Raw genomic sequence first — 24,363 nt, forward strand, 5'->3', positions numbered from 1 at the left:
CAAGCCCGGCCGCGATGCGTCGCGGCCGGGCTTTTTCTCAGCGTCCCGCCTGCGCGCGCGTCTCGCCGATGTGGCCGCCGCGGAACAGCGGGATCAGCTGCCACAGCGCCGACAGGCCGACCAGGATGTAGACCAGGCGCGAGAGCGGTGCATCCTGGCCGCCGAAGAGCGCGGCGACGAGGTCGAACTGGAACGCGCCGACAAGGCCCCAGTTGATGCCGCCGATGATGACGAGCGCGAGGGTGATCAGGTTCAGGGCTTTCATCGCATTATCTCGGTGGGGAAAACGGTTGGCGACGCGGACGCGTCAATGCACGGTGCGGGAGGTGCGCTTGGACGCCGCGCGCGAGCGCGTGAGCACGCCGGCAGCGGCCTTCTTCGCTGCGGTCTTCGAGCGACCGCGCACGGCCTTGTCCGACGGCGGGCGCAGCGCGCGGCGCTTGCCGTCCTGCAGGTCGAGGATGCGGTTCTCGCCCATCAGTTCTTCCTTCTTCGTCACCCGCGCGGCGACGAAGGCGAGCAGCTTGCCCACGCCGGTGCGCGGGCCGGTCCAGTACTCGGCGCTGCGCACGTGGATCTCGAGCAGCAGAAGGTTGGGATCGTCGACGCCCTTCGGGAAGAACGCCTTATATCCGTCGCTCCAGAGTTCGCGGATCTTCGCGCGGTCGCGGTTGAGCCGCGCTTGCCCGGCGATCGACACGTACACGTTCGCGTCCTTCGACGCATAGGCCACGTTGACCTTGCGACGGCGCGTGATCTCGCCGACCTTCGGGCTGTCGGCCTCGGTGAAGAACCACAGGCGCTCGCCATCGAAGCTCGCCTGCTGCGTGGACAGCGGGCGGCTCACCAGCCAGCCCTCGGGGCCGACGGTGGTGAGCATCGCGATGTCGATGCCTTCGATCAGTTCGGCGAGACGTTCTGCACTGGTGGCGCGGCGGGCCATGGGGCGTCCTCGTTGAATAGCGCGCCCACGCTGCGGCCGCTGCCGACAAGGAGCGGTGAATTCACCGCGTCGTCGCGTCAGCCGGCCAGCGCCGTGTCCAGCAGCATCATGGTGACGAAGCCGATGATCAGCCCGGTCGTCGCGAAACTCTCGTGCCCGCTGCGATGCGATTCGGGGATGAGTTCGTGGCTGATGACGAACAGCATCGCGCCCGCGGCGAAGCCCAGCCCGACCGGCAACAGGTATGGCAGCGACGTCACCAGACCGGCCGCTGCGAGCGCGCCGAGCGGCTCGGGAATGCCGGAGCCCACGCCTGCGAGCACAGCGTGGCGTCGCCTGTAGCCGGCGGCGATCAGCGACAGCGTGACCACCAGGCCTTCGGGAATGTCCTGGATCGCGATGCCGGTGGTCAGCGCCTGCCCGCCCGATTCGCCGCCCGCGTAGCCCACGCCGATCGCGAAGCCTTCGGGCAGGTTGTGCAGGCAGATCGCGAACACGAACAGCCAGGCGCGACGCACGCGCTCGGGCGACATGCCTTCCACGCCCTTGACGAAGTGCTCGTGCGGCACGATCGCGTTGAGCCACATCACGAAGGCCGCGCCGGCGACCAGCGCCCCGCCGACGGTGAGTCCCGCCATCCACGGGCCCGCCTGTGCAGCGCGCGCGGCGGCGATGCCCGGGATCACCAGCGAGAACGAGACGGCGGCGAGCATCACGCCGCCGCCGAAGCCGAGCATCGCGTCCTTGGCGCGCGCCGGCAGGTCGCGTCCGACGACGCCTGCAAGCGCGCCGAGCGCGGTCGCGGCCGCGGCGACGAGGCCGCCGAGGAACGCGCTGTCGACGGCCTGGTGGACCACGGACGCTGCCATGCGGCGACGGTGCCGCAACGGTTCGCGACACCATGTGAGCGCGCGCCAACGCAAACGGCCGCCCGGAGGCGGCCGTCGTCATGCAGCGCGTGCGCGGCTTACAGCGTGCCGAGCAGCAGCTTGCTCAGGAACATCGCCACGCCCGCGCCGATGGCGACGAGCGCGAGCAGCAGCGGGCTGCGCGCCGGATTGATGCCCGCGGCCTGCGCGAGGCCGCCGATGAACACCGGCACCAGCGCGTCGGTGGCTTCCCACATGTCGCGGCCACTGGACTTGAACGCGAGCGCGAGGCCACCGGTCAGCGCGAGGCTGAACAGCAGCGCGGTAAGCCCGTCCTTGAGCGTGATCTTGCGCAGCGTGGCGCCCATGAACTGCATGCGACAACTCCTGATCGAACACCGCGCGCGGCGCGCGGCGAGGCAAGGGATACGTTGGGAATCCGCGGCGCGACCGCGCATCAGCGCGCACGCCGGTCGGATGCGAAGCGTAAGCGCCTCACGCGGCTTTCACATGAACGGGTCGCTGACCGGCGGTGTCGCGTGACGCAGTTCGCAGCCCGTGCGTGCGCAAGCGACCGTAGCTGGACTTTCGACACGGCCGCCTGCGCGGAGGCGGCCGGAGCGAGCGCGCTCAGTGCGCGTCGCGGGTCGCCGCTTCGAGGATGTCGTAGCCGGCGTCGTGCATGCCGAGCGAGGCGTAGGCGGCCTTCGCCGCCGCATTGCCGCGTTCGACGTAGAGCCGCAGGCCGACCACGTCGGCACGCGCCGCGGCGAGCGCGTAGACATGCGCGTACAGCGCGCGGAACACGCCGCCGCGGCGATGCGCGGGCGTCACGTAGACGCTCTGGATCCACCACCAGTGGCCGCAGCGCCAGTCGCTCCATTCCGACGTGAGCATCAGCATGCCGACCGGCTCGGCGATCACCTCGTCGCCGGCCAGCGGCACCTCGCGCACGGCGACGAAGTAGCGCGCTTTCGAAGGATCGGCGATGCCCTGCTCGACGCCGGCGAGCACGGTGCCGGCATCGAGTTGCAGGCCCTCGGTTTCATCGGCCATCGTGCGCGCCCACTGCGCGAGCAGTTCGGCGTCGGCGGCATACGCCTCGCGGACACGCACGTGGCCCGGCATCGTCAGCCGCCCGCGCGGATCACGCCGCAGGCGATGCGCGCGCCGGAATTGCCGGCCGGCTGCGAGGCGTAGTCGTCGGCCTGCGCATGCATCACCACCGCGCGCCCGATCACGTTGGTGCCGGCGGCGCCGCCCAGCGTCATGCCGTCGACGTGCACGTTCACGCGTGCGACGCCGTTGCCGTCCGCGGTGATGTTCGGCATGTCGCCGGCATGGTGGCTGCCGCCCTGCGGATTGCCGTGCGGGCGCGCGTCGGGATTGAAGTGGCCGCCCGCGCTGCTGGCGTCGGCCGCGCTGCAGTCGCCCTTCTCGTGCACGTGGATGCCGTGCGTGCTGCCCGGCGCGAGGCCGCCGATGTCGCCGACGAAGTGCACGCCGCCGTCCATCGCCATGGCCGACAGCTTGCCGCTGACCAGCGAACCCGAGGCCGACGCGAGCGCGACCGTGGCCGAATCGACCTCCGGCGTTGCGGCGGCGGCCGGGGCGTCGCCGGTCGGGGCCGGCGACGAGGACGTGGTGCTGCAGGCGGCGAGCAGCAGCAGGGGCAGTGCGGCGAGGACGGGCTTCATGGCGGTCTCCTTTCGAGTCGGACAGTCTGCGGTGCGCGCATTCGCGCGCGGTGAATGCTAGTTCGCGTCGCGCGGCCGGCGCACGCGCCCGGGGCCGAGCTTGCGGGTGAGCGTGTTGCGGCCGAGGCCGAGCAGCGCCGCGGCCTCGCCGCGCCGCCCGCCGGTGCGCTCGAGCGCGACGTCGAGCAGCACGCGGTCGAGGCGCTCGCGCGCGGTGTCGTGCAACTGCGCGTCGCCGCGTTCGAGCGCGGCACGCGCCCAGTCGGCGAGTGCCTGCTCCCAGTCCACGACACGCGTGGGCTCGACCGTGCCGAGCGCGGCATCGACGTCGGCGCGCGCGATGCGTTCGCCCGGCGCGAGTGCGGCCAGGCGCCAGCACACGTTCTCCAGCTCGCGCACGTTGCCCGGCCAGTCGTGCGCGGCGAGGCGGTCGAGCGCGTCGCGATCGAAACGCTTGGCGCGCGCACCCAGGCGCGTGGCGGCCTGCGCGAGGAAATGCGCGGCGAGCAGCGGAATGTCCTCGCGACGCTCGCGCAGCGGCGGCAGGCGCAGGCGCACCACATCGAGGCGATGCAGCAGGTCGGCGCGGAACTGGCCGCTGGCGACGCGCGCTTCGAGGTCCTGGTGCGTGGCGGCGACGACGCGCACGTCCACGCGCACCAGCTCGCGCCCGCCGACGCGGAAGAACTCGCCCTGCTGCAGCACGCGCAGAAGGCGCGTCTGCAACGCGGCGGGCATGTCGCCGATCTCGTCGAGGAACAGCGTGCCGCCATCGGCCTGCTCGAAGCGCCCGACATGGCGGCGCTGCGCACCGGTGAACGCGCCCGCTTCGTGGCCGAACAGTTCCGACTCCAGCAGTTCCGCCGGGATCGCCGCGGTATTGAGCGCGACGAAAGGCCGGTGCGCGCGCGGCGATTCGCGATGCAGCGCGCGCGCGACCAGTTCCTTGCCGGTGCCGGTCTCGCCGGTGACCAACACCGACAGCGGCGCCTGCGCGAGCCGACCGATCGCGCGGAACAGCTCGCGCATCGCAGGCGCATGGCCGAGCAGCGCCTCGCCGGTGACAGGCAGTTCGTCCGGCGTCGATGCAGGCGGCATCGAGGGGCCGAGCACGCGCGCGGCGAGCGCGACGGCATCGTCGAGGTCGAACGGCTTGGACAGGAATTCGTGCGCGCCGGCGCGGAACGCGCCCGCGGTGCTGGCGATGTCGGTATAGGCGCTCATCACCACGACCGGCAGCTCGGGGCGGCGCTGCTTGAGCCGGTCGAGCAGCACCAGGCCGTCGTCGCCGGGCATGCGCACGTCGGTGAACAGCAGGTCCGGCGGATTCGCCGCTGCGTCGAACGCGGCGAGCGCGCTCGTCGCATCGGCGAAGGCGTCGACGCGCCAGCCCGCGTCGCGGAGCGCGGTGGCCAGCACGAAGCGGATCGCCGCCTCGTCGTCGACGATCCAGATCGACGGCTCAGGCATCGGCGGGCCCCGGCAGCGGCAACAGCACGGTGAACACGGTATGCCCGGGGCGCGAGCGATAGCTGAGCGCGCCGCGGTGCTCGCGCGCGACCTGCTGCGCGAGCGCGAGGCCCAGGCCCGTGCCTTCGGCGCGCCCGCTCACCAGTGGCAGGAACAGGCGCTCGGCGAGTTCGGGCGGCACGCCGCGGCCGTCGTCGGCGATCTCGAGACGAAGCGCCAGCGGATGCACGTCCTCGCCGATGCGCACGCCGTGCTCGACCCGGGTGCGCAGCGTGACCTGCGAGGCACCGGCCTCGATCGCGTTGCGCACGAGGTTCCACACGCCCTGCACGAGGCGATCGGCATCACCCTCGACGTCGGGCAGGCTCGGGTCGTAGTCGCGCACCAGCCGCACCGCCCAGCCGGCGTCGGCTTCCGCCAGGCGCAGCACGCGCTCGAGCACGCCGTGCACGTTGAGCGGCGCATGCGGACGCGGCGGCGCGGGGCTGAGCAGGCGGTCGAGCAGCGCGGCCAGGCGCGCGGTTTCGGCATCGATCAGCGCGGTGAGCGCATGGCCATCGGCATCGTTCGGATCGAGCCGCCGGCCGAGCAGCTGCGCGGCGCCCTTGAGCCCCGCCAGCGGGTTGCGCAGCTCGTGCGCCAACCCGCGCAGCGCGGCGCTGAGCGCCGACGGCAGGCGCGCCGGGTCGTCGTCGGGGAATTCGTCGACCGGATGCGCCTCCAGCAGCCAGCCGTCCTCGCGGCGGCTCAGCCAGGCGTCGCAGAAGCGCTCGGCGCCGTCGGCGAAACGCAGGCCCAGCCGACGCAGCCGCAGCGGCGCGTCGGTGGCCTCGGCATCGCGGGCGAGCGCCGGGTCGAGGCCGGCCTCCGGCGCCAGCGCGCCCAATGGCAGGCCCAGCAGGCGACGCTGGCCGACGCCCAGCCAGCGTGCGAACGCGATGTTGCAGCCGGCGATGCGGGCATCGGCCGTGGTCCACGCGAGCGGCGTGGTCAGCTGGTCGAGGTCGGGCGCGGTCTGCATCATTGCACCATGGTAGTGCAGGCCACGCCGCCTGTCGGCCGAAATGTAATGTGCAGTTGACATCCGCCGGTCGGAATGTAAGGTCAACATTACATCCGTTCGGAGTTCCGCCGTGGCCTCTACCGCGCGTCTGCTCGTTCCGCTCCTGGTCGCTGGCGGTGGCATCGCCGCCGCGCTGCTGCTCCACGACGGTCGCTGGCTCGGTCTCGATACCGGCGCCGCCGGTACGGCCGTGCTGGTGCTGACCGCGTGGGGCGCGCTGTTCGCGCTCGGCCGCGCCGATCTGTCGGCGGTCGAGAACGCCGTCTCCCCGGGTGAATGGCGGGCCTGGATCGGCACGGTGTTCACGGCGGTCGCGGTGGCGTACTTCGTGTCGAAACTGCGCGTGTTCCAGGGCGCGGACCTGCTGCATGACCCGGCCGTACGCGCGGTGACCACCCGGCTGGTGACGCTGCTCGTCGCATGGACGGTGCTGTCGTCGATGCTCGATGCGCGCTGGAAGCACCGGGTGCAGCGCGACGAGCGCGATGCGGAGGTCGCGCGACAGGCGGCGGCCTGGGGTCGCGGTGCGACCGTCGCCGGCATCGTGGTGCTGGCAGTGACGCTCGGCTTCTCGCCGGCCGACCGGCTCACGTGGGCGACGCCGCCGATGATCGCCAACCAGCTGATCCTGCTGGTGATGGTCGGCAGCCTGTTCGAGTACGCGGCGAGCGCCCTGCGCTACATGGCCGACCGGCGCTGAGCCGCATGCCGATCACCACCGAGATCCGCCGCCTGCGCCAGGAGCGTGGCGGGATGACGCAGGAAGCGCTGGCGCAGGCCTGCGGCGTGACGCGGCAGACGATCATCGCACTGGAGGCGGGGCGCTATGCGCCGTCGCTGGAACTCGCGTTCCGAATCGCCGACGCGCTGTCGGCGCCATTGGAGCAGGTGTTCCGCTGGACGCCGCCGGCGGCGGCGGAGTGATCGCCGGCGTGTCGCTCAGGCCGAGGACAGCGGCAACGCGATGCGGAAGGCCAGCCCCGGTGCGAGCGCATGCGCGTCGATGGTGCCGCCGTGGGCACGCACGATCGCCTCGGCCACCACCAGGCGCAGGCCGAGGCCGAGGTCGTAGGGCTCGGCGAGCGGATTGGCCAGCAGCGCGGCGGCATCGTCCGGCGGATCGCCGTTGTCGGCGACCTCGATCAGCAGCCGCGTGCCCTCGCGCCAGGCGTGCAGGCCCGGCGGCTGGCTCGAGCGCCACTGGGCGAAACCGAGCAGGCTCGACAGCGCCTGCACCAGGCGGCCCTCGTCGCCTTCCAGGTGCGCGCCGTCGAGTTCCGGCGTCACGTCGGCCTGTGTCGCGCAGCCGGCCACGCTGCCGACCGCGAGGTCCAGCAGCATCTGCACCTCGACCGGGCGCAGGCGGTTCACCAGCCGGCCTTCCTGCGCGCGCACCCAGTCGCCGAGTTCCTCGATCATGCCGGCCATGCGGCGCGACTGGCGCTCGATGGTCTCCGCCAGTTCGACGCGGCGTTCCTCCGGCAGCTCGGGGCGGCGCAGCAGGTAGGCGGCGGTCTGCAGGGGCGAGAGCGGCCCCTTCAGATCGTGCACCAGGCGTTCGAACAGGGGACGCTCACTCATTGAACCTTCGCCTCGCAAGGCGGCAGCGCGCCCAAAATACGGCAGATGGAGTCGATCTCCGGGGGTTTGACCAGGTGGTGGTCGAAGCCGGCCTCCGCGGTGCGGCGCCGGTCCTCGGGCTGGCCCCAACCGGTGACCGCGACCAGCGTCATGGTCGCACCGTGCGCCGACGCGCGTAGTCGCCGCGCGACGTCGTAGCCGCTCATGCCGGGCATGCCGATGTCGAGGAAGACGACGTCGGGCGCGAAATCCCCCACCGCCTGCTCGGCAGCGTGCGGGTCGTAGATGCGCTGGGCCTGGTGGCCGAGCATCTCCAGCATCATCGCCAGGGTGTCGGCGGAGTCGCAGTTGTCGTCGATCACCAGCACGCGGCGCGGCAGCGCGGCCGGGATCGGCGGCGCGGGCTCGGACTCGACCACCGCCTCGCGGCAGAGCGGCAGGCGCACCGTGAAGCGGCAGCCCTTGCCGAGGCCTTCGCTGGTGGCGACGACCGCGCCCTCGTGCATCGCCACGAGCCGCTTGACCAGTGTGAGGCCGATGCCGAGGCCGCCGCGTGCACGCTCGATCGAGGTGTCGACCTGCGCGAACGGCTCGAAGATCCCCTCGGCCTGCTCGGGCGTGAGGCCGATGCCCTGGTCGCAGACGTGCACCTGCACCTCCTCGCCGTCGCGCTCGGTTTCGATGCGGATCGGCTGGGCCGGGTCGGAATACTTCGCCGCGTTGCTGATGAGGTTGGCGAACACCTGCGACAGGCGCGCTGGATCGGCCTCGAGCAGCACGTCGCCGGGCACCGCATCCAGCTCGAGCCGGTGGCCGGTGCTGCGCAGCAGCGGCTCGACGCTCTCCACGGCCGAGCGCAGCACGGCGTCCAGGGGCGTCGGCGTGCGGCGCAGCACCAGCTTGTCCTGGCTGATGCGGGCGACGTCGAGCAGGTCGTCGATCAGCCGCACCAGCAGCTCCAGCTGGCGGTCCATCACCTCGTGCAGCGCGGACGCATTGCCGCCGCCAAGCTTCATCACGTTGACCGCATTGGCCAGCGAGGCGAGCGGATTGCGCAGCTCGTGCGCGAGCGTGGCCAGGAACTGGTCCTTGCGGCGGTCATGCTCGAGCAGTCGCTGCTGCGCACGCTCGCGCTCGGCGATCTGCGCCTGCAGCTCGATGTTGCGCTGGGCCAGCACCACGTTCGCCGCGCGCAGCGACTCGTTGAGCACCTCCAGCTCGCGCGCCTTCTCCAGGCGCAGGTCCTCGTTGGCCTGCGCGAGGCGCTCGTTCGCGCTCTGCAGCTCGCGCCGCTTGCGGTACAGCTCGACCAGCACGCTGACCTTGCTGCGCATGATCTCCGGGATCACCGGCACCATGACGTAGTCGACCGCGCCGAGCTTGTAGCCGCGCAGGCGGTCGAGGTCGGAGACATTGACCGCAGTGACGAAGATGATCGGCGTCTTTTCGTAGCGCGGATGCTGGTGGATCAGGCTCGCGGTCTCGAAGCCGTCCATGCCGGGCATGTTGACGTCGAGCAGGATCAGCGCGCACTCGTGCTCCATGAGCAGCTTGAGCGCCTCGACACCCGAGCGGGCCTCGATCAGGTTCTCGCCCAGCGGCTCGAGGATCGCGCGGTACGACAACAGCCGCCCCGGCTGGTCGTCGACCAGCAGGATCGTCGCCGGCGCCTGCGCGTCGGCGGTGGTCGGCGGCAGGCTCAACGATGCAGCCACTGGCGCAGCACTCCGAGCAGCTGGTCGGTGACGACCGGTTTGGCGAGGTAGTCGGACGCGCCGGCCTCCAAGCACTTCTCGCGGTCGCCCTTCATCGCCTTCGCGGTGAGCGCGACGATCGGGATCGTGCGCGCCTCGGGATCGGCACGGATCGCGCGCATGGTGTCGTAGCCGTCCATGCCCGGCATCATGATGTCCATCAGCACGATGTCGATCTCGCGGTCGGCGGTGACCTTCTGCACCGCCTCGCGTCCGTTGCCGGCGGTCAGCACCTCCATGCCGTGGCGCTCGAGCACGATCGACAGCGCGAAGATGTTGCGCATGTCGTCGTCGACGACCAGCACGCGCTTGCCCTGCAGCACCTCGTCGGACTCGGTGATGCGGCGGACCATCTTCTGCTTGTGCTCGGGCAGCTGCTCGATCACGCGGTGCAGCAGCAGCGCGGTCTCGTCGAGCAGGCGCTCCGGCGACTCGACGCCCTTGATCACCACGCTGCGCGCGGCGCGCTTGAGGCGCGCGTCCTCGACGGGGGTGAGCTCCTTGCCGGTAAACACCACCACGGGAATTTCGCGCAGCGCGGGTTCGTCCTGCAGGCGGTCGAGCAGGTCGAAGCCGGTCATGTCGGGCAGGCGCAGGTCGAGCACCACGCACTCGTAGCCGCCCTCGCGCAACTTCGCGAGCGCTTCCTCGCCGGTGCCGGCGCCCTCGATGGCGACGTCGTCATGGCCCAGCAGCGTCTCGATCGACATGCGCTCGGCCGGGTCGTCTTCCACCACCAGCATCTTCTTGACGCGCGGACGCGCGTAGTCGCGCATGCGGTCGAGCGCGGCGCCGATGTCGTCGGGGCTCGACGGCTTGGCGACGTAGCCGAACGCGCCGCGCTCCAGCGAGTGGTGCCGATCCTCCTCGACGGTGACGATCTGCACCGGGATGTGGCGCGTGGAGGCGTCCTGCTTGAGCCGCGCGAGCACCGTCCAGCCAAGCATGTCGGGCAGGAAGATGTCGAGGCTGATCGCGTTCGGACGGTATTCGCGCGCCATGCGCAGCACGTCGGCCCCGCGGTGCGTGACCAGCACGTTGAAGCCGCGCGAGCGCGCGAGGTCGCGCATCACCGCCGCGTAGCGCGCGTCGTCCTCGACGATCAGCAGCGTCGGCCAGTCGGGCTCGAGGTGGTCGCGATCGTCCTCCACCGCCTGCGGCGCGACGCTGGCCGCGTCGGCCTCGGTCTCCTGCGCAGGCGGACGGATCGGCGACAGGCGCGCGGGCGTGCGCGTGGCACCGTTCTCGGCCTCGGGCTGCACGTAGCGCAGCGGCAGGTACAGGGTGAACGTCGAGCCCTTGCCCGGCTGGCTGGACAGCGTGAGCTCGCCGCCGAGCAGGCCGGCGATCTCGCGCGAGATCGCGAGGCCCAGGCCGGTGCCGCCGTACTTGCGCGAGGTGCCGGCGTCGGCCTGCTGGAAGGCCTCGAACACGATGCGCTGCTTGTCGGCGGAGATGCCGATGCCGGTGTCGGTGACCTCGAAGGCCACCACCATCGGCGCGGTGTCGAGCACCGGGTGGCCGGTCGACCAGCCGCCGTGCGCGGGCCGCGCCGCGAGGCGCACGCTGCCCTCCTCGGTGAACTTCATCGCGTTCGACAGCAGGTTCTTGAGGATCTGCTGCAGGCGCTTGGGGTCCGTGGTGAGCGAACGGCCCAGCTCCGCCGAGAAGTCGACCGAGAAGTCCAGCGCGCGGCGCTCTGCCTCGTGGCGGAAGCCGCGCTCCATGTTCTCGCGCAGGTGGCCGAACGAGATGTCCTCGGTCTCGATGGTGACCGTGCCCGACTCGATCTTCGAAAGATCGAGGATGTCGGAGATCAGGTGCAGAAGATCCGTGCCCGCCGCGTGGATGGTCTTGGCGAACTCCACCTGGCGCGGCGAGAGGTTGCTGTCCGGGTTCTCCGCGAGCTGCTGGCCGAGAATCAGGATCGAGTTGAGCGGCGTGCGCAGCTCGTGCGACATGTTGGCGAGGAACTCGGACTTGTAGCGCGAGGTGAGCGCGAGCTCGGCGGCCTTGGCTTCCAGTTCGCGGCGCGCCTGTTCGATCTGGTTGTTCTTGGTCTCGACCTCGGCCTTCTGCTCGGCCAGCAGCGCGGCCTTGAGCGCGATCTCCTCGTTGGTCTGCTGCAGTTCGGTCTGCTGCGCCTGCAGCTCGGCGGCAAGCTGCTGCGACTGCTGCAGCAGGCGCTCGGTGCGCATGCCCGCCTCGATCGTGTTGAGCGTGATGCCGATCGAGCGCGACAGCTGCTCGAGGAAGGTCAGGTGCACGTCGTTGAAGTCGTGCACCGACGCGAGCTCGATCACGGCCTTGACCTGGTCCTCGAACAGCACCGGCAGCACGATCACGTTGCGCGGCGACACGCTGAGCAGGCCGGAGCGGATCTGCACGAGGTCGGCCGGCAGGTCGCGCAGCAGGATCATGCGGCCTTCGGCGGCGCACTGGCCGATCAGGCCGTCGCCCACCTCCAGCGAATGGTTGACCGCCGCCATCGGCGCGTCGGCATAGCCGGCGAGCTGGCGCAGGCGCTCGCGGCCGGCGCCGCCCTCGTCGCTCTCGACGATGTAGATCAGGCCCTGCTGCGCATCCATCAGCGGCGCGAGCTCGCCGAGCAGCTGGCGGCCGAGCGTCTCGATGTCGCGCTGGCCCTGCATCATCGCGTGGAACGCGGCGAGGTTGGTCTTCAGCCAGTCCTGCTCGCGGTTCGACTCGGTGGTCGCGCGCAGCGTGGAGATCATCACGTTGATGTTGTCGCGCAGGTCCGCGACCTCGCCGCTCGCGTCGACGGTGACGGTTCGCGTCAGGTCGTTCTGCGTCACCGCAGTGGCGACTTCCGCGATCGCGCGCACCTGCGTGGTGAGGTTGTCGGCGAGCTGATTGACGTTCGCGGTGAGGTCCTTCCACACGCCGGCGGTGCCCGGCACGTTGGCCTGTCCGCCGAGGCGGCCCTCGATGCCGACCTCGCGCGCCACGGTCGACACCTGGTCGGCGAAGATCGCGAGCGTGTCGGTCATCGAGTTGATGGTGTCGGCGAGCTCGGCGATTTCACCCTTCGCCTCCACCGTCAGCTTCTGGCGCAGGTCGCCGTTCGCGACCGCGGTCACCACCTTGGCGATGCCGCGCACCTGCGTGGTGAGGTTGGCCGCCATCCAATTCACGTTGTCGGTGAGGTCCTTCCACGTGCCCGCCACGCCCGGCACGTTCGCCTGGCCGCCGAGCTTGCCCTCGGTACCGACCTCGCGCGCCACGCGCGTCACTTCGGCGGCGAAGCCGTTGAGCTGGTCCACCATCACGTTGAGGGTGTTCTTCAGCTGCAGGATCTCGCCCTTCGCATCGACCTCGATCTTCTTCGAGAGGTCGCCTCGCGCCACCGCGGTCGCCACTTCGGCGATGTTTCGCACCTGCGTGGTGAGGTTGGACGCCATCGAGTTGACGTTGTCCGTGAGGTCCTTCCACGTACCCGCGACGCCCGGCACCTGCGCCTGGCCACCCAGCTTGCCCTCGGTGCCGACTTCGCGGGCCACGCGCGTAACTTCCGCGGCGAAGCCGTTGAGCTGGTCCACCATCGTGTTGATGGTGACCTTGAGCTCGAGAATCTCGCCCTTCACGTCCACCGCGATCTTGCGCGAGAGGTCGCCCTTCGCGACCGCGGTGGTGACTTCCGCGATGTTTCGCACCTGCGCCGTGAGGTTCGACGCCATTGAGTTCACGGAGTCGGTGAGGTCCTTCCACGTGCCCGCGACGCCCGGCACCTGCGCCTGGCCGCCGAGTCGGCCTTCGGTGCCGACTTCTCGTGCCACGCGCGTCACTTCCGCGGCGAAGCCGTTGAGCTGATCCACCATCGTGTTGATGGTGTCCTTGAGCTCGCGGATCTCGCCGCGCACGTCCACCGTGATCTTGCGCGAGAGATCGCCTCGCGCCACCGCCGTGGTCACCTCCGCGATGTTTCGCACCTGCGATGTCAGGTTCGACGCCATCGCGTTCACCGACTCGGTGAGGTCGCCCCAGGTACCGGCGACGCCCGGCACGACCGCCTGGCCGCCCAGTCGGCCTTCGGTGCCGACTTCTCGGGCCACGCGCGTGACTTCCGCGGCGAAGCCGTTGAGCTGGTCCACCATCGTGTTGATGGTTTCCTTCAGCTGCAGGATCTCGCCGCGCACGTCCACGGTGATCTTGCGACTGAGGTCACCCTTCGCCACCGCGGTGGTCACGTCGGCGATGTTTCGCACCTGCAGCGTCAGGTTCGACGCCATCAGGTTGACGTTGTCGGTGAGGTCCTTCCAGGTGCCGGCGACGCCCGGCACGTCGGCCTGGCCGCCGAGCTTGCCTTCGGTACCCACCTCGCGTGCCACGCGGGTGACTTCCGCGGCGAAGCCGTTGAGCTGGTCCACCATCGTGTTGATGGTGTCCTTGAGTTCGCGGATCTCGCCGCGCACGTCCACCGTGATCTTGCGCGACAGGTCGCCCTTCGCGACCGCGGTGGTCACCTCGGCGATGTTTCGCACCTGACTGGTCAGGTTCGACGCCATCGCGTTCACCGAGTCGGTGAGGTCCTTCCACGTACCGGCGACGCCCGGCACGATCGCCTGGCCGCCGAGCTTGCCTTCGGTGCCGACTTCGCGCGCCACGCGCGTCACTTCCGAGGCGAAGCCGCGCAGCTGGTCCACCATCGTGTTGATGGCTTCCTTCAGCTGCAGGATCTCGCCGCGCACGTCGACGGTGATCTTTCGCGAGAGGTCGCCGTTCGCTACGGCGATCGTCACCTCGGCGATGTTGCGCACCTGCGCGGTGAGGTTCGACGCCATCTGGTTGACCGAATCGGTGAGGTCCTTCCAGACGCCCGACACGCCCTTGACCTTCGCCTGGCCGCCGAGCAGGCCCGCGGTGCCGACCTCCAGCGCCACGCGCGTCACCTCGGACGAGAACTCGCCCATCTGCTCGATCATGCGGTTGACGATCGTCGCCGAGCGCAGGAACTCGCCCTGCAGCGGGCGGCCCTCGGCGTCCAGCGGGACCAGCCGCGTGAGGTCGCCCTTGGACACGCCGGCGATCGCCTCGGTCATGGTCTCGACCGGGCGCACGAGGTCGTCGATCAGCTCGTTGACCGAGCGCTCCATCTGCGCCCATTCGCCGCGCCGCGCGGCCGGGGCGATGCGCTGCCGGGTCTGGCCGTCGCGGCCCACGGCCCCGCCCACGCGGGCGAGCTCGGCGGCGAGTTCGCGGTTCTGCGCGACGATCGCGTTGAACGCCTCGGCGAGGCGCCCTTCGATGCCTTCCCAGTGGCCGGGCAGGCGCACGTCGAAGTCGCCCTCGCCCACCGCCGACATCGCCGCCAGCAGGGCCTGCAGCGGCTCGTCGTAGACGGGTGGACGGGGCGCGGAATTCTTGGCGGCGTTACGGGTACGCCGCGCGGTAGCTTCGGTCACTGGAGGTCTCGGTTCGCCCATCCCCATGGGCGGGTCGCGCGAGGATAGGTAGCGCTGTGTCGACGCGGCGTTCACATCTTTCGCCGCGCAGGCAGCATGAATAGATGGCTCGTCGCAGGCGTCGTCGCAGCCACGAAACGCATGCAAACAGTGACGGCGAGCGCATTCGACGGCAGCGGCCGGCATACGGCTTGCATGAACCGGTTAAGCCGTCCGGATTCCCGCCATGCCTGCCCCCGTTTCCTGGTCGTTCGAAGACGCCTTCCACCATGCGACGGGCGGGCTGGCGCTGGTCGGCCTGGACGGCCGCTGGCTGGAGGCCAACGACGCCGCCTGCGACCTGCTCGGGCGCACGCGCGGGCATCTGGTCGGGCGCTCGCTGTTCGGCGCCTGCGAGCTGGAGGATGCGCTCGCGCTGATGCGGCGCATCGCCGCGGTCGTCGACCACGGCCTGCAGGCCTTCGCCCAGGAGCTGCGCCTGCCGCGACTGGACGGCAGCCAGAGCTGGCTGCGGCTGTCCTGCTCGACGATTCCCGATGCCGACGGCGCACCGGCCTATCTCGCGGTGTCGTTGGTCGACGTGACCGCGCAGCGCGAGGCCTGCGCCGAGCGGGACGCCTTCTACGACCTCTGCCCCGACCCGCTGGTGATCGCCACCCAGGACGGCTTCATCGTGCGCGCCAACGCCGCATGGGAAGCCGCGCTGGGCTGGTCGACCGCCGACATGCGCGCGACGCCCTTCCTCGATTTCGTGCATCCGGACGATCGCGAGCGCACCGCGGCGGAAGTCGCGCGCATTCGCGCCGGCGAAGGCACGCCGCGCTTCCGCAACCGCTACCGCACGCGCAGCGGCGGCCATCGCTGGCTGGAATGGCAGACGCGCCTGGGCGAGGACGGCCGCATCTACGCGATCAGCCGCGACGTCACCGAGCAGCAGCAGGCGATGCTGATCTTCGATGCGGAGATGCAGCGCCGTCGCCAGCGCCTGGACGAGGCCGAGCAACGCCTCGGCGTGCACGTCAACAACACCCCGCTCGCGGTGGTGGAGTTCGACGAGCGCCTGCGCGTGCGTCGCTGGTCGCCGCGCGCCGAGGCGCTGTTCGGCTGGTCCGAAGAGGAAGTGATCGGCGACCGCCCCGACCAGTGGCGCTTCATCCACGAGGACGATGCCGACGCGGTCGCCACCGCGATGCTTTCGCTGGTGACCGGCGAGGCGCCGAGCCAAGTGATGCGCAACCGCAACTACACCCGCGACGGCGCGGTGGTGCACTGCGAATGGTTCCATTCGGCGGTGTTCGACGACGACGGCGCGCTGCTGTCGCTGCTCGCGTTCGCGCAGGACATCAGCGCGCGCGTGCACGCCGAGGCCGAGGCCGCCGAGCGCGAGGCGCTGTTCCGCGCCACCTTCGAGCAGGCGCCGGTGGGCATCGTGCACGTCGACGTCGACGGGCGCCTGCTGCGCGTCAACCAGACCTTCTGCGACTTCGTCGGCCACCCGGCGGAATGGCTGGTCGAGATGGGCATCCGCGCCGTCAGCCATGCCGAGGATGTCGACGCCGAACTCGGCCTGCTGCGGCAGGTGCTGGACGGGCGCATCGACCGCTACGAGATGCGCAAGCGCTACGTGCATCGCGACGGCCGCCTGCTGTGGGGCCAGCTGACCGTGTCGCTGCGACGCGACGACGACGGCCAGCCGCTGCACTTCATCGCGGTGGTCGAGGACATCGCCGCGACGGTGCAGGCCGAGACGGCGCTGCGCCGCGCGCACGATGAACTCGAGCAGCGCGTCGCCGAGCGCACGCGCGAGCTGGAAAGCGCGAACCGCACGCTGGCGGTGGAGGTCGAGCAGCGCCGCGAGGCCGAGGGCGCGCTGCGCGAGAGCGAGGTGCGCATGCGCGCGATCCTCGAGAACTCGCACGACGCCTTCATCGCGATGGACGAGGCCGGCTGCGTCGTCGAATGGAACCGCTCGGCCGAGGCCATCTTCGGCTGGCGCCGCGCCGAGGTGGTCGGGCGCCCGCTCAATGCCTTCATCGTGCCGGACCGGTTCCAGTCGCTGCATGGCGAGAGCATGGCCGCCCGCTACCTCGCCGGTGGCGGCAGCCGTGTGCTGGACCAGCGCCTGGAACTGCCCGCGCGGCACCGCAACGGACACGAGTTCCCGGTCGAGGTCACCGTGAACCTGGTGCGCCTGGGCGGCCGCCATCTTTTCACCGCGTTCCTGCACGACATCTCCGAGCGCGTCGCCGCCGAGCGCCAGCTGCGCGAGAGCGAGGCGCGCCTGCGCACCATCACCGACAACGTGCCGGCGATGATCGCCCACGTTGGCCCGGACCTGCGCTTCCGCTTCGCCAACAGCGCCTACTGCGAATGGTTCGACCGCTCGGACGACATCGCAGGGCTGCACGTGCGCGACGTGATCGGCGAGGAGGGCTACGCGCGCGCCTTGCCGCAGATCGAGCGCGCGCAGTCCGGCCAGCGCGGCGCGCTGGACCGCATGCGCCTGCAACCCGACGGCAGCGAGCGCCACTCTCACGTGGTGCTGATCCCGGACGCCACCAGCCTCGCCGACGGCGCCTTCGGCTTCTTCGTGGCCGCCCACGACGTCACCACGCACAAGCACATCGCCCAGGTGATGGAGCAGCGCGCGCTGCGCGACGAACTCACCGGCCTGCCGAACCGCGCGGCCTGGATGCAGGCGATGGAGGAGCGCATCGTCGAAGGCGCGCCGGACGCGGCGGTGATGTTCCTCGACCTCGACGATTTCAAGCAGGTCAACGACGCGCACGGCCACGAGGTGGGCGACGCGGTGCTGCGCGAGTTCGCCGTGCGCCTGCGCCGCTGTGTGCGCGGCACCGATTTCGTCGCGCGCCTGGCCGGCGACGAATTCGTGGTGCTGCTGCAGGGTGCAGGCGACATGGCGGCGGTGGCCACGCGCGTCGCGCAGTCGATCACCGCGGCGATGGACGCACCGTTCGAGATCGGCGCGCTGCGGCTGCCCATGGCCGGCAGCATCGGCGTCGCCCTGCAGGAAGGCAGCGGCTGCGACGGCCAGCACCTGCTGCGCGCGGCCGACACCGCCATGTACGCGGCCAAGCGCGATCGCGCGGCGCCGCGCTACCGCCTGGTGGGCGTGGACGCCGTCGCCGCGCCGGCCGCCTAGCGGTTACGGCGCGTAGGCCGACTCGCCGTGCGTGGCGATGTCGAGCCCTTCGCGCTCGTCGTCGGCCTCCAGTCGCAATGGCATTACGCGCGCCAGCAGCGCCAGCGAGGCCGCGGTCACCAGCCCGGACAGCAGCAGCGTCGCCACGATGCCGACCGCCTGCACGCCCAGCTGCCGCACCATCGAATAGTTGGCGCCCATCGCGCCGCCGAGCACGGGCGCGCTGAACACCGCAGTGAGCAGCGCGCCGACGATGCCGCAGACGCCGTGGATGCCGAACACGTCGAGCGTGTCGTCGATGCGCAGGCGGTGCTTGAGCGCGCCCACGCCCCAGAAGCCCGCGAGCCCGCCCGCAGCGCCGGTCAGCAGCGCACCGCCGACGCCGACGGTGCCGCAGGCCGGGGTGATCGCCACCAGCGCCGATACCAGTCCCGACGCGGCGCCGAGCATCGACGCATGCCCGCGTCGCGCGGCCTCGATCGCGCACCAGGCCAGCACACCCGCCGCGCCGGCCACCAGGGTGTTGAGGAAGGCGAGCGCGGCGGTGCCGTTGGCCTCCAGCGCGGAACCCGCGTTGAAGCCGAACCAGCCCACCCACAGCAGCGCCGCGCCGGCCAGCGTGAGCGGCAGCGAATGCGGCGACAGGCGCTCGCGCCCGTAACCCAGCCGCGGCCCGAGCCTGCGCGCCGCCACCAGCCCGGCGATGCCGGCGTTGATGTGCACCACCGTGCCGCCGGCGAAATCCAGCGCGCCATGACCGAACAGCCAGCCGTTCGGCGACCACACCATGTGCGCGAGCGGCAGGTAGGCGAAGGTGAACCAAAGCGCCGCGAACGCCAGCAGCGCCGAAATCCGCGCGCGCTCGGCGACGCCGCCCACCACCAGCGCGGCGCTGATCGCCGCGAACGCGCCCTGGAACGCGACGTAGAGCAGCTCGGGCACGCCGACGCCGTCGGTGAACGTGGGGGCGATCGAATCCGGCCCGACGCCGCTCAGCATCGTCTTGCCGAGGCCGCCGATCAGCGCGCCGCCCCCCGTCGAAGGCGAGCGAATAGCCGTACGCAATCCACAGCACCAGCACCAGCGACGCCACCGCCAGCACCTGCACCAGCATCGACAGCACGTTCTTCGCACGCACCAGCCCGCCGTAGAACAGCGCGAGGCCGGGCACGATCATCAGCACCACCAGCAGCGTCGCGACCATCAGCCACGCGGCATCGCCCTTGTCGACCGTCGCCTCCGCCGCATGCGCGAGCGCCGGCGCGCTGGTGGCGAGGGCGGCGATCGTGCGGGCGAGGCGCATGCGGGCTCCGGATCAGGCGTGGGCGGGATCGAGGGCGAGCGTCATGAACGTGCTGTGTGGATCCCCGACGTAATCGCCGAACGGCCCGCAACCAACGAAACCGGCGCGGCGGTACAGCGCATGCGCGGCGGCGAACGCGGGCGCCGTGCCGGTTTCCAGGCTCAGGCGCGCGTAGCCGCGGCGGCGCGCCTCGCCCTGTACGACGTCGAGCAGGGCGGCGGCCACGCCGCGGCGCAGGTAGGCGGGGGCGGTGCGCATGGACTTGAGCTCGCCGTGCGTGGCGTCGAGCGCCTTCAGGGCGACGCAGCCCATCGGCGCGTCGCCATCCCAGGCGACCCAGAAAGTGATGTCGGGGGAGTTGAGCCGCTCGAGCGCGAGCGCATGCACCGATTCCGGCGGCGACAGCGACGACAGCTCGGCGAGGTGCGCGCCCAGCAGCGCGGCGACGGCGGGATGGTCGAGGTGGCCGGTGCGGATGTCCATGGCGTCTTGCGGCGTCGTGGAAGCGTGGCGGTAGGTGTCGCGGATCGCGGCGCAGGCATCGAAACGATGCCCGCAAGCGAAGCGGCCCGGAGCTTTCGCCCCGGGCCGCCGGTCGCTCAGATCGTGTAGTACATCTGGTATTCCAGCGGATGCGTCGCCGCGCGGAACGCGGTGACCTCCTTCATCTTCAGCGCGATGTAGGCATCGATGAAGTCGTCGGTGAACACGCCGCCGGCCTTGAGGAAGTCGCGATCCTTGTCGAGCGCTTCCAGCGCCTGGTCCAGCGAATGGCAGACCGTCGGGATGTTCTTCTCTTCTTCCGGCGGCAGGTCGTAGAGGTCCTTGTCGCTCGGCGCACCCGGGTCGATCTGGTTACGGATGCCGTCCAGGCCCGCCATCATGAGCGCGGCGAAGGTGAGGTAGCCGGAGTTCATCGGATCGGGGAAACGGATCTCGATGCGGCGCGCCTTCGGGTTGGCCACGTACGGAATGCGGCAACTCGCCGAACGGTTCGACGCCGAGTAGGCCAGCATCACCGGCGCCTCGTAGCCCGGCACCAGGCGCTTGTACGAGTTGGTCGTCGAGTTGGCGAACGCGTTGATCGCGCGCGCGTGCTTGAAGATGCCGCCGATGTACCACAGCGCCATCTGCGACAGGCCGCCGTAGCCGTCGCCGTTGAACAGGTTCTGCCCGCCCTTGGCGAGCGACTGGTGCACGTGCATGCCCGAGCCGTTGTCGCCCACCAGCGGCTTCGGCATGAAGGTCGCGGTCTTGCCGTTGCGGTGCGCGACGTTCTTGACGACGTACTTCATCGTCGTCAGCTCGTCGGCCTTCTTCACCAGCGTGTTGAACTTGACGCCGATCTCGCACTGGCCGGCGTTCGCGACTTCATGGTGGTGCACTTCGACTTCCTGGCCGACGGCGGCCAGCGTCTTGCACATCTCCGCGCGCAGGTCGTGCAGCGAGTCGAGCGGACCGACCGGGAAGTAGCCGCCCTTCACCATCGGGCGGTAACCGGTGTTGCCGCCGGCGTATTCGGTGGCCGAGTTCCAGTGCGCTTCTTCGGAATCGACGTGGAAGAAGGTGTGGCCCATCTCGTTGGCGAAGCGCACCGAGTCGAAGATGAAGAACTCGGGCTCCGGGCCGAAGAACGCGGTGTCGGCGACGCCCGACGACTTCAGGAAGGCCTCGGCGCGCTTGGCGATGCCGCGCGGGTCGCGCGAGTAGCCCTGCATGGTGGTCGGGTCGAGGATGTCGCAGATCAGCACCAGCGTCGGGTCCGCGGTGAACGGATCGAGGAAGGCGGTGGAGGCGTCGGGCAGCAGCACCATGTCGGACTGCTGGATGCCGCGCCAGCCGACGATCGACGAGCCGTCGAACATCTTGCCGTCCTCGAACAGGCCGGGCTCGATGATCGAGGCCGGGAACGTCACGTGGTGCTGCACACCGCGCATGTCGGTGAAACGCAGGTCGACGAATTCGACTTTGTTGTCGCGGATGAGCTTTTCTACGTTCTCGATGGACATGGCGGCTCCGAGGGCTGGCAAGGGCGCGGCGCGGGATTGCGCTGACGGGCTCTTCACAGCAAGGACGGTGCCAAGCGTTTCTCGGCCGCAAGCGATTGATCCGTAAGCAAACGACGGAGCGCAGCTCACCGCGGCCGCTTCATCCCGGTGCAATCCCGTGCCGCCTTGCACCATCGAGGTGCGGGCGCGCATGCGCTGACGCGGCCGCCGTGCATCCGTACCATCGCGGCTCGACTCCGATGGCGCCCGCGATGCCCGACTTCCTGCAAGCCCTCCTGCTCGGCGTGATCGAGGGCATTACCGAGTTCCTGCCGATCTCCAGCACGGGGCACCTGCTGATCGCCGAGCGCTGGCTCGGCCACCGCTCCGACCTGTTCAACATCGCCATCCAGGCCGGCGCGATCCTCGCGGTGGTGGCGATCTACCGCGAGCGGCTGTGGCAGTTGGGCATGTCCTTCCTCGGTCGTGGCGACGTCGACGTGCACGGCCAGCCGGCGCGCGACTACGCGTTCAAGCTGGGCGCGGCCTTCGGCGTGACCGCGGTGCTCGGCGTGATCGTCAAGAAGGCCGGCTTCGAGCTGCCCGACGAGGTCACACCGATCGCCTGGGCGCTGATCCTCGGCGCGGGCTGGATGGTGCTGGCCGAAGTGCTGGCGGCCAAGCGTGCGGCGGCGATCGGCGAACGCGCGCGCATCACCTGGACGGTCGCGCTGCTGGTCGGCGTGGCGCAGGTGGTGGCCGGCGTGTTCCCGGGCACCTCGCGCTCGGCGGCGACGATCTTCGTCGCGCTGCTGGCGGGCACCACGTCGCGCGCGGCGGCCACCGAGTTCGCGTTCCTGGTCGGCATCCCGACCATGTTCGCGGCGACCGCCTACGAACTGATGGACGTCGCCCGCTCGGGCGAGGCCGCGGGCGAGGACTGGACGTCGCTGGCGATCGCCTTCGTCGCCTCGGCGCTGACGGCGTTCGCGGCGGTGAAGTGGCTGCTGCGCTACATCCAGACGCACCGCTTCACCGCGTTCGCGGTGTACCGGCTGGTGCTGGGCGTGCTGCTGCTGGCGCTGGTGCCCACGGGGAGCTGATCCACGCGGGCGGTTGTCGGCGCGGAGGCGCGATGTGTTCGACGCGACGCTCTCGAATCGCAACGATCTGCGACCGCACCGAACGGTGCGGCGCCGGCTCAGCGCGCGGTGCGCGTCGTTGCGGGCGGGGTCGACGCCGCGACCGCATCGCCCTCGAGCTTTTCCGCTTCCGCCGCCGCGGCTTCGGCCGCCGCTTCCTGGGCCAGCCGCGCCACGCGCGCGTCCTCGAGATGCAGTCGACGCTCGGCGTCGGCGAGCGGAGTCTCGTCGGGGCACTTCGCGTCCGGGAATCCGTAGGCCTCGCGCAGCTCGAGCCCGCAGCGGGTGACGTCCTCCCACGGACGGTCCTCGATGCCGCAGCGCGCCTCGTACTGGCGCTGGAATGCGTCGCGCCGGCGCATGAAGTCCTCGCCGCACTTGCGGCGGATCACGATGCGCTCGAGGTCGTCCTGTGCGGCGTTGCGGCCGACCAGGCCGTACTCGTCGAGCTCGTCGGCGGTGAGCAAGCGCAGGCGGCGGTTGGGCACCGTCATCATCAGGTCGGCCACCGCGAGCGCGACGCCGTGGCGCTCGAAGTAGTCGCGCACCATCCGGTTGACGTTGCGCAGTTCGTCGTTGAGCTCGGCGCGCGAGGTCGCGTTGGAGCGGTCGCGCATCAGCCGGTGCACGCCGACGTTGCCGCGTGCGATGCGGTCGTCGGCCGCGGCCAGCACCAGCACGCAGGCGCTCAGGCAGTTGGCCTGCTCCTGCACGCGCACGGTCCATTTCGACGCGGCGAGGATGTCGCCCGCGCGGATCGCCTCCTCGACGTGGCCACCCGGCGAGTCGATGTCGAGCAGGCGCTCGGGTAGGTCCATGCGCTCGGCCATCGCCGACACGCGCCGCATCAGTTCGGTGAAGCCGCCATCGATGCGGCCGCTGTAGTGCAGGCGCACCAGGCCGGTGCTCTCGCACCCGGTCATGGCGTCGAACAGCGGGTAGAACTCCAGCGACTGCAGTGTGCGCGGCGCATCGTCGGCATCGTCGCGCTCGCAGCTCACCTGCGCGCGGCCGCGGTCGACCTGCGCCGGCGGCCACTGCGTGCTGGTGAGGTCGTCGACCGGCTGCGGCTGCGGCTCGTTACCGATCGGCAGCGTGGTCACCGCCTGGTCGCCGAGGGTGACCGGCATGCGCGACACGGGCGTCGGTGCCGGCCCGCAGGCCGCCAGCAGCAGCGCGAGCACGCCCGCCACGCCCCGTCCGATCGCCTGTCCCGCCTGCCGCACCGCGCTCTCCCGTCACCGCACCGTCATCGCATCCTGCCGCCCCGCCGATGAACCCGGGCTGGGCGCCCGGGTACGTCATCGGCCGCGCGGATCAGTCCTTCACGGCGGGATTCAACGAATACGTGGCGTGGATCGCGGCCTCGGCCAGCACGTGGCCGTGCATGGCGCGGAACACGTCGTCGGAGGTGAAGCGGTCGGGCACGTCGAGGCGCTCGACATCGAGCGCGAACAGGCGGAAGAAGTAGCGGTGCAGGCGGAGGTCGTTCGGCGGCGGGAACGGGCCGTCGTAGCCGTACCAGTCGCCGCGCATCGATGCCTCGCCGGCGAACCAGCCGGTATAGGCATTGAGGCCCTGGCGGCTCCCGGCCGGGCCGGCCGGCTGCTGCTTGCCGTGCGGCACCACGCCGTCGCTGGCGCTGCCGGCGGCGATCTCCCGCACGTCGGCCGGGATGTCGACCATCGCCCAGTGGGTGAAGTCGCAGCGCGGCTGGTCGACCGGGATCTCGACGCCGGGCTTGCCGACCATCTCCGGCACCGTCGGCACGTCCGGGTCGATCACCAGCAGTGCGAAGGACTTCGTGCCCGCGGGCACGTCGTCCCAGCGCAGGTGCGGGTTGCGGTTCGGGCCGAAGCCCGCGCCGTCCTCCGTGCGCACGCCGGCGGCGAATTCCTCCGGCAGGCGCTGGCGGTTCTGGAAGCTGTCGCTGGAAAGGCGCATGGCGATCTCCGGGTTGGACGTCG

At 70.8% G+C, this 24,363-nt stretch carries 19 protein-coding genes and 2 pseudogenes; 4 read left to right on the forward strand and 17 right to left on the reverse strand.

Features of this window, described 5'->3' with window-relative positions; genetic code table 11:
• Positions 1 to 37 precede the first annotated feature (37 nt).
• From IE066_RS13715 to IE066_RS13750, 8 genes and pseudogenes are all read right to left on the reverse strand, one after another.
• The gene (locus IE066_RS13715) at positions 38 to 265 is read right to left on the reverse strand and encodes a DUF378 domain-containing protein (protein WP_189450915.1); all 228 of its coding nucleotides are present in this window, start codon (positions 263 to 265) and stop codon (positions 38 to 40) included.
• Positions 266 to 448: 183 nt separating this feature from the next.
• Positions 449 to 943, reverse strand: a pseudogene (locus tag IE066_RS13720) (pyridoxamine 5'-phosphate oxidase family protein); the annotation flags it as partial.
• Between the two features lie 77 nt (positions 944 to 1,020).
• Positions 1,021 to 1,812 (reverse strand): ZIP family metal transporter, encoded by a 792-nt coding sequence (locus tag IE066_RS13725; protein ID WP_189450919.1) that lies wholly within the window; start codon positions 1,810 to 1,812, stop codon positions 1,021 to 1,023.
• 98 nt (positions 1,813 to 1,910) lie between these two features.
• Positions 1,911 to 2,189, reverse strand: coding sequence for a hypothetical protein (locus tag IE066_RS13730; protein WP_189450921.1), 279 nt, complete (start codon positions 2,187 to 2,189; stop codon positions 1,911 to 1,913).
• A gap of 253 nt (positions 2,190 to 2,442) precedes the next feature.
• Positions 2,443 to 2,928 (reverse strand): GNAT family N-acetyltransferase, encoded by a 486-nt coding sequence (locus IE066_RS13735; RefSeq protein WP_229790827.1) that lies wholly within the window; start codon positions 2,926 to 2,928, stop codon positions 2,443 to 2,445.
• Positions 2,929 to 2,942: 14 nt separating this feature from the next.
• Positions 2,943 to 3,509, reverse strand: a complete 567-nt coding sequence (locus IE066_RS13740) for a superoxide dismutase family protein (RefSeq protein ID WP_189450926.1) — start codon at positions 3,507 to 3,509, stop codon at positions 2,943 to 2,945.
• A gap of 57 nt (positions 3,510 to 3,566) precedes the next feature.
• Positions 3,567 to 4,979 (reverse strand): nitrogen regulation protein NR(I), encoded by a 1,413-nt coding sequence (gene ntrC / locus IE066_RS13745; protein ID WP_189450927.1) that lies wholly within the window; start codon positions 4,977 to 4,979, stop codon positions 3,567 to 3,569.
• Complete coding sequence (locus IE066_RS13750; RefSeq protein WP_189450930.1) at positions 4,972 to 6,003, reverse strand: two-component system sensor histidine kinase NtrB; 1,032 nt, start codon at positions 6,001 to 6,003, stop codon at positions 4,972 to 4,974. Before IE066_RS13750 ends, ntrC begins: the two co-directional genes overlap by 8 nt.
• 109 nt (positions 6,004 to 6,112) lie before the next feature.
• On the opposite strand from IE066_RS13750, the gene IE066_RS13755 reads away from it, so the two are divergent.
• A complete protein-coding gene (locus IE066_RS13755) occupies positions 6,113 to 6,742 on the forward strand; it encodes a hypothetical protein (RefSeq protein WP_189450932.1) in 630 nt (209 codons plus the stop codon).
• Between the two features lie 5 nt (positions 6,743 to 6,747).
• Positions 6,748 to 6,966 (forward strand): helix-turn-helix transcriptional regulator, encoded by a 219-nt coding sequence (locus IE066_RS13760; protein ID WP_189450933.1) that lies wholly within the window; start codon positions 6,748 to 6,750, stop codon positions 6,964 to 6,966.
• Positions 6,967 to 6,981: 15 nt separating this feature from the next.
• Here IE066_RS13760 and IE066_RS13765 read toward each other — a convergent pair whose 3' ends face one another.
• Genes IE066_RS13765 through IE066_RS13775 form a run of 3 tightly spaced genes read right to left on the reverse strand, consistent with a single transcriptional unit; the run spans position 6,982 to position 14,800 of the window.
• On the reverse strand, positions 6,982 to 7,623 hold the full coding sequence (locus IE066_RS13765; RefSeq protein ID WP_189450935.1) for a sensor histidine kinase: 642 nt from the start codon (positions 7,621 to 7,623) through the stop codon (positions 6,982 to 6,984).
• Entirely contained in the window at positions 7,620 to 9,338 is a 1,719-nt protein-coding gene (locus tag IE066_RS13770; RefSeq protein WP_189450937.1) for a response regulator, read from the reverse strand. The genes IE066_RS13765 and IE066_RS13770 overlap by 4 nt, the downstream gene beginning before the upstream one ends.
• Positions 9,323 to 14,800 carry a HAMP domain-containing protein gene (locus tag IE066_RS13775; RefSeq protein WP_229790828.1) on the reverse strand — a complete coding sequence of 1,826 codons (5,478 nt, stop codon included), beginning with the start codon at positions 14,798 to 14,800 and terminating at the stop codon, positions 9,323 to 9,325. Before IE066_RS13775 ends, IE066_RS13770 begins: the two co-directional genes overlap by 16 nt.
• Positions 14,801 to 15,026: 226 nt before the next feature.
• On the opposite strand from IE066_RS13775, the gene IE066_RS13780 reads away from it, so the two are divergent.
• Positions 15,027 to 17,963, forward strand: a complete 2,937-nt coding sequence (locus tag IE066_RS13780; protein WP_189450939.1) for a sensor domain-containing protein — start codon at positions 15,027 to 15,029, stop codon at positions 17,961 to 17,963.
• Between the two features lie 3 nt (positions 17,964 to 17,966).
• Here the strand turns inward: IE066_RS13780 and IE066_RS13785 are convergent, their stop codons facing one another.
• From IE066_RS13785 to glnA, 4 genes and pseudogenes are all read right to left on the reverse strand, one after another.
• Entirely contained in the window at positions 17,967 to 19,028 is a 1,062-nt protein-coding gene (locus IE066_RS13785) for an ammonium transporter (RefSeq protein ID WP_268244889.1), read from the reverse strand.
• A 31-nt stretch (positions 19,029 to 19,059) separates the two neighbouring features.
• Positions 19,060 to 19,266: pseudogene (locus IE066_RS14970) on the reverse strand (ammonium transporter); the annotation flags it as partial.
• Between the two features lie 12 nt (positions 19,267 to 19,278).
• Positions 19,279 to 19,749, reverse strand: coding sequence for a GNAT family N-acetyltransferase (locus IE066_RS13790; RefSeq protein ID WP_189450941.1), 471 nt, complete (start codon positions 19,747 to 19,749; stop codon positions 19,279 to 19,281).
• A gap of 116 nt (positions 19,750 to 19,865) precedes the next feature.
• Positions 19,866 to 21,275 (reverse strand): type I glutamate--ammonia ligase, encoded by a 1,410-nt coding sequence (glnA, locus tag IE066_RS13795; RefSeq protein WP_189450943.1) that lies wholly within the window; start codon positions 21,273 to 21,275, stop codon positions 19,866 to 19,868.
• A 251-nt stretch (positions 21,276 to 21,526) separates the two neighbouring features.
• Between glnA and IE066_RS13800 the strand changes: the two genes are divergently transcribed.
• Positions 21,527 to 22,357: an undecaprenyl-diphosphate phosphatase gene (locus IE066_RS13800; RefSeq protein WP_189450945.1), complete on the forward strand. Its 831-nt coding sequence runs from the start codon at positions 21,527 to 21,529 to the stop codon at positions 22,355 to 22,357.
• Between the two features lie 98 nt (positions 22,358 to 22,455).
• Here the strand turns inward: IE066_RS13800 and IE066_RS13805 are convergent, their stop codons facing one another.
• Both IE066_RS13805 and IE066_RS13810 read right to left on the reverse strand, forming a co-directional pair.
• Positions 22,456 to 23,622 (reverse strand): COG3904 family protein, encoded by a 1,167-nt coding sequence (locus IE066_RS13805; protein WP_189450946.1) that lies wholly within the window; start codon positions 23,620 to 23,622, stop codon positions 22,456 to 22,458.
• Between the two features lie 91 nt (positions 23,623 to 23,713).
• A complete protein-coding gene (locus IE066_RS13810; protein ID WP_189450948.1) occupies positions 23,714 to 24,340 on the reverse strand; it encodes a YbhB/YbcL family Raf kinase inhibitor-like protein in 627 nt (208 codons plus the stop codon).
• Positions 24,341 to 24,363 lie beyond the last annotated feature (23 nt).

Source organism: Cognatilysobacter xinjiangensis (genome assembly GCF_014651995.1).
GTDB classification, from domain to species: domain Bacteria; phylum Pseudomonadota; class Gammaproteobacteria; order Xanthomonadales; family Xanthomonadaceae; genus Cognatilysobacter; species Cognatilysobacter xinjiangensis.

Excerpts from the sequence above, each read along its gene's own strand:
- IE066_RS13715 (WP_189450915.1), bottom strand. The coding sequence starts at position 265 with ATGAAAGCCCTGAACCTGATCACCCTCGCGCTCGTCATCATCGGCGGC.
- IE066_RS13725 (WP_189450919.1), bottom strand. The coding sequence starts at position 1,812 with ATGGCAGCGTCCGTGGTCCACCAGGCCGTCGACAGCGCGTTCCTCGGC.
- IE066_RS13730 (WP_189450921.1), bottom strand. The coding sequence starts at position 2,189 with ATGCAGTTCATGGGCGCCACGCTGCGCAAGATCACGCTCAAGGACGGG.
- IE066_RS13740 (WP_189450926.1), bottom strand. The coding sequence starts at position 3,509 with ATGAAGCCCGTCCTCGCCGCACTGCCCCTGCTGCTGCTCGCCGCCTGC.
- ntrC (WP_189450927.1), bottom strand. The coding sequence starts at position 4,979 with ATGCCTGAGCCGTCGATCTGGATCGTCGACGACGAGGCGGCGATCCGC.
- IE066_RS13750 (WP_189450930.1), bottom strand. The coding sequence starts at position 6,003 with ATGATGCAGACCGCGCCCGACCTCGACCAGCTGACCACGCCGCTCGCG.
- IE066_RS13760 (WP_189450933.1), top strand. The coding sequence starts at position 6,748 with ATGCCGATCACCACCGAGATCCGCCGCCTGCGCCAGGAGCGTGGCGGG.
- IE066_RS13765 (WP_189450935.1), bottom strand. The coding sequence starts at position 7,623 with ATGAGTGAGCGTCCCCTGTTCGAACGCCTGGTGCACGATCTGAAGGGG.
- IE066_RS13780 (WP_189450939.1), top strand. The coding sequence starts at position 15,027 with ATGCCTGCCCCCGTTTCCTGGTCGTTCGAAGACGCCTTCCACCATGCG.
- IE066_RS13790 (WP_189450941.1), bottom strand. The coding sequence starts at position 19,749 with ATGGACATCCGCACCGGCCACCTCGACCATCCCGCCGTCGCCGCGCTG.
- glnA (WP_189450943.1), bottom strand. The coding sequence starts at position 21,275 with ATGTCCATCGAGAACGTAGAAAAGCTCATCCGCGACAACAAAGTCGAA.
- IE066_RS13800 (WP_189450945.1), top strand. The coding sequence starts at position 21,527 with ATGCCCGACTTCCTGCAAGCCCTCCTGCTCGGCGTGATCGAGGGCATT.
- IE066_RS13810 (WP_189450948.1), bottom strand. The coding sequence starts at position 24,340 with ATGCGCCTTTCCAGCGACAGCTTCCAGAACCGCCAGCGCCTGCCGGAG.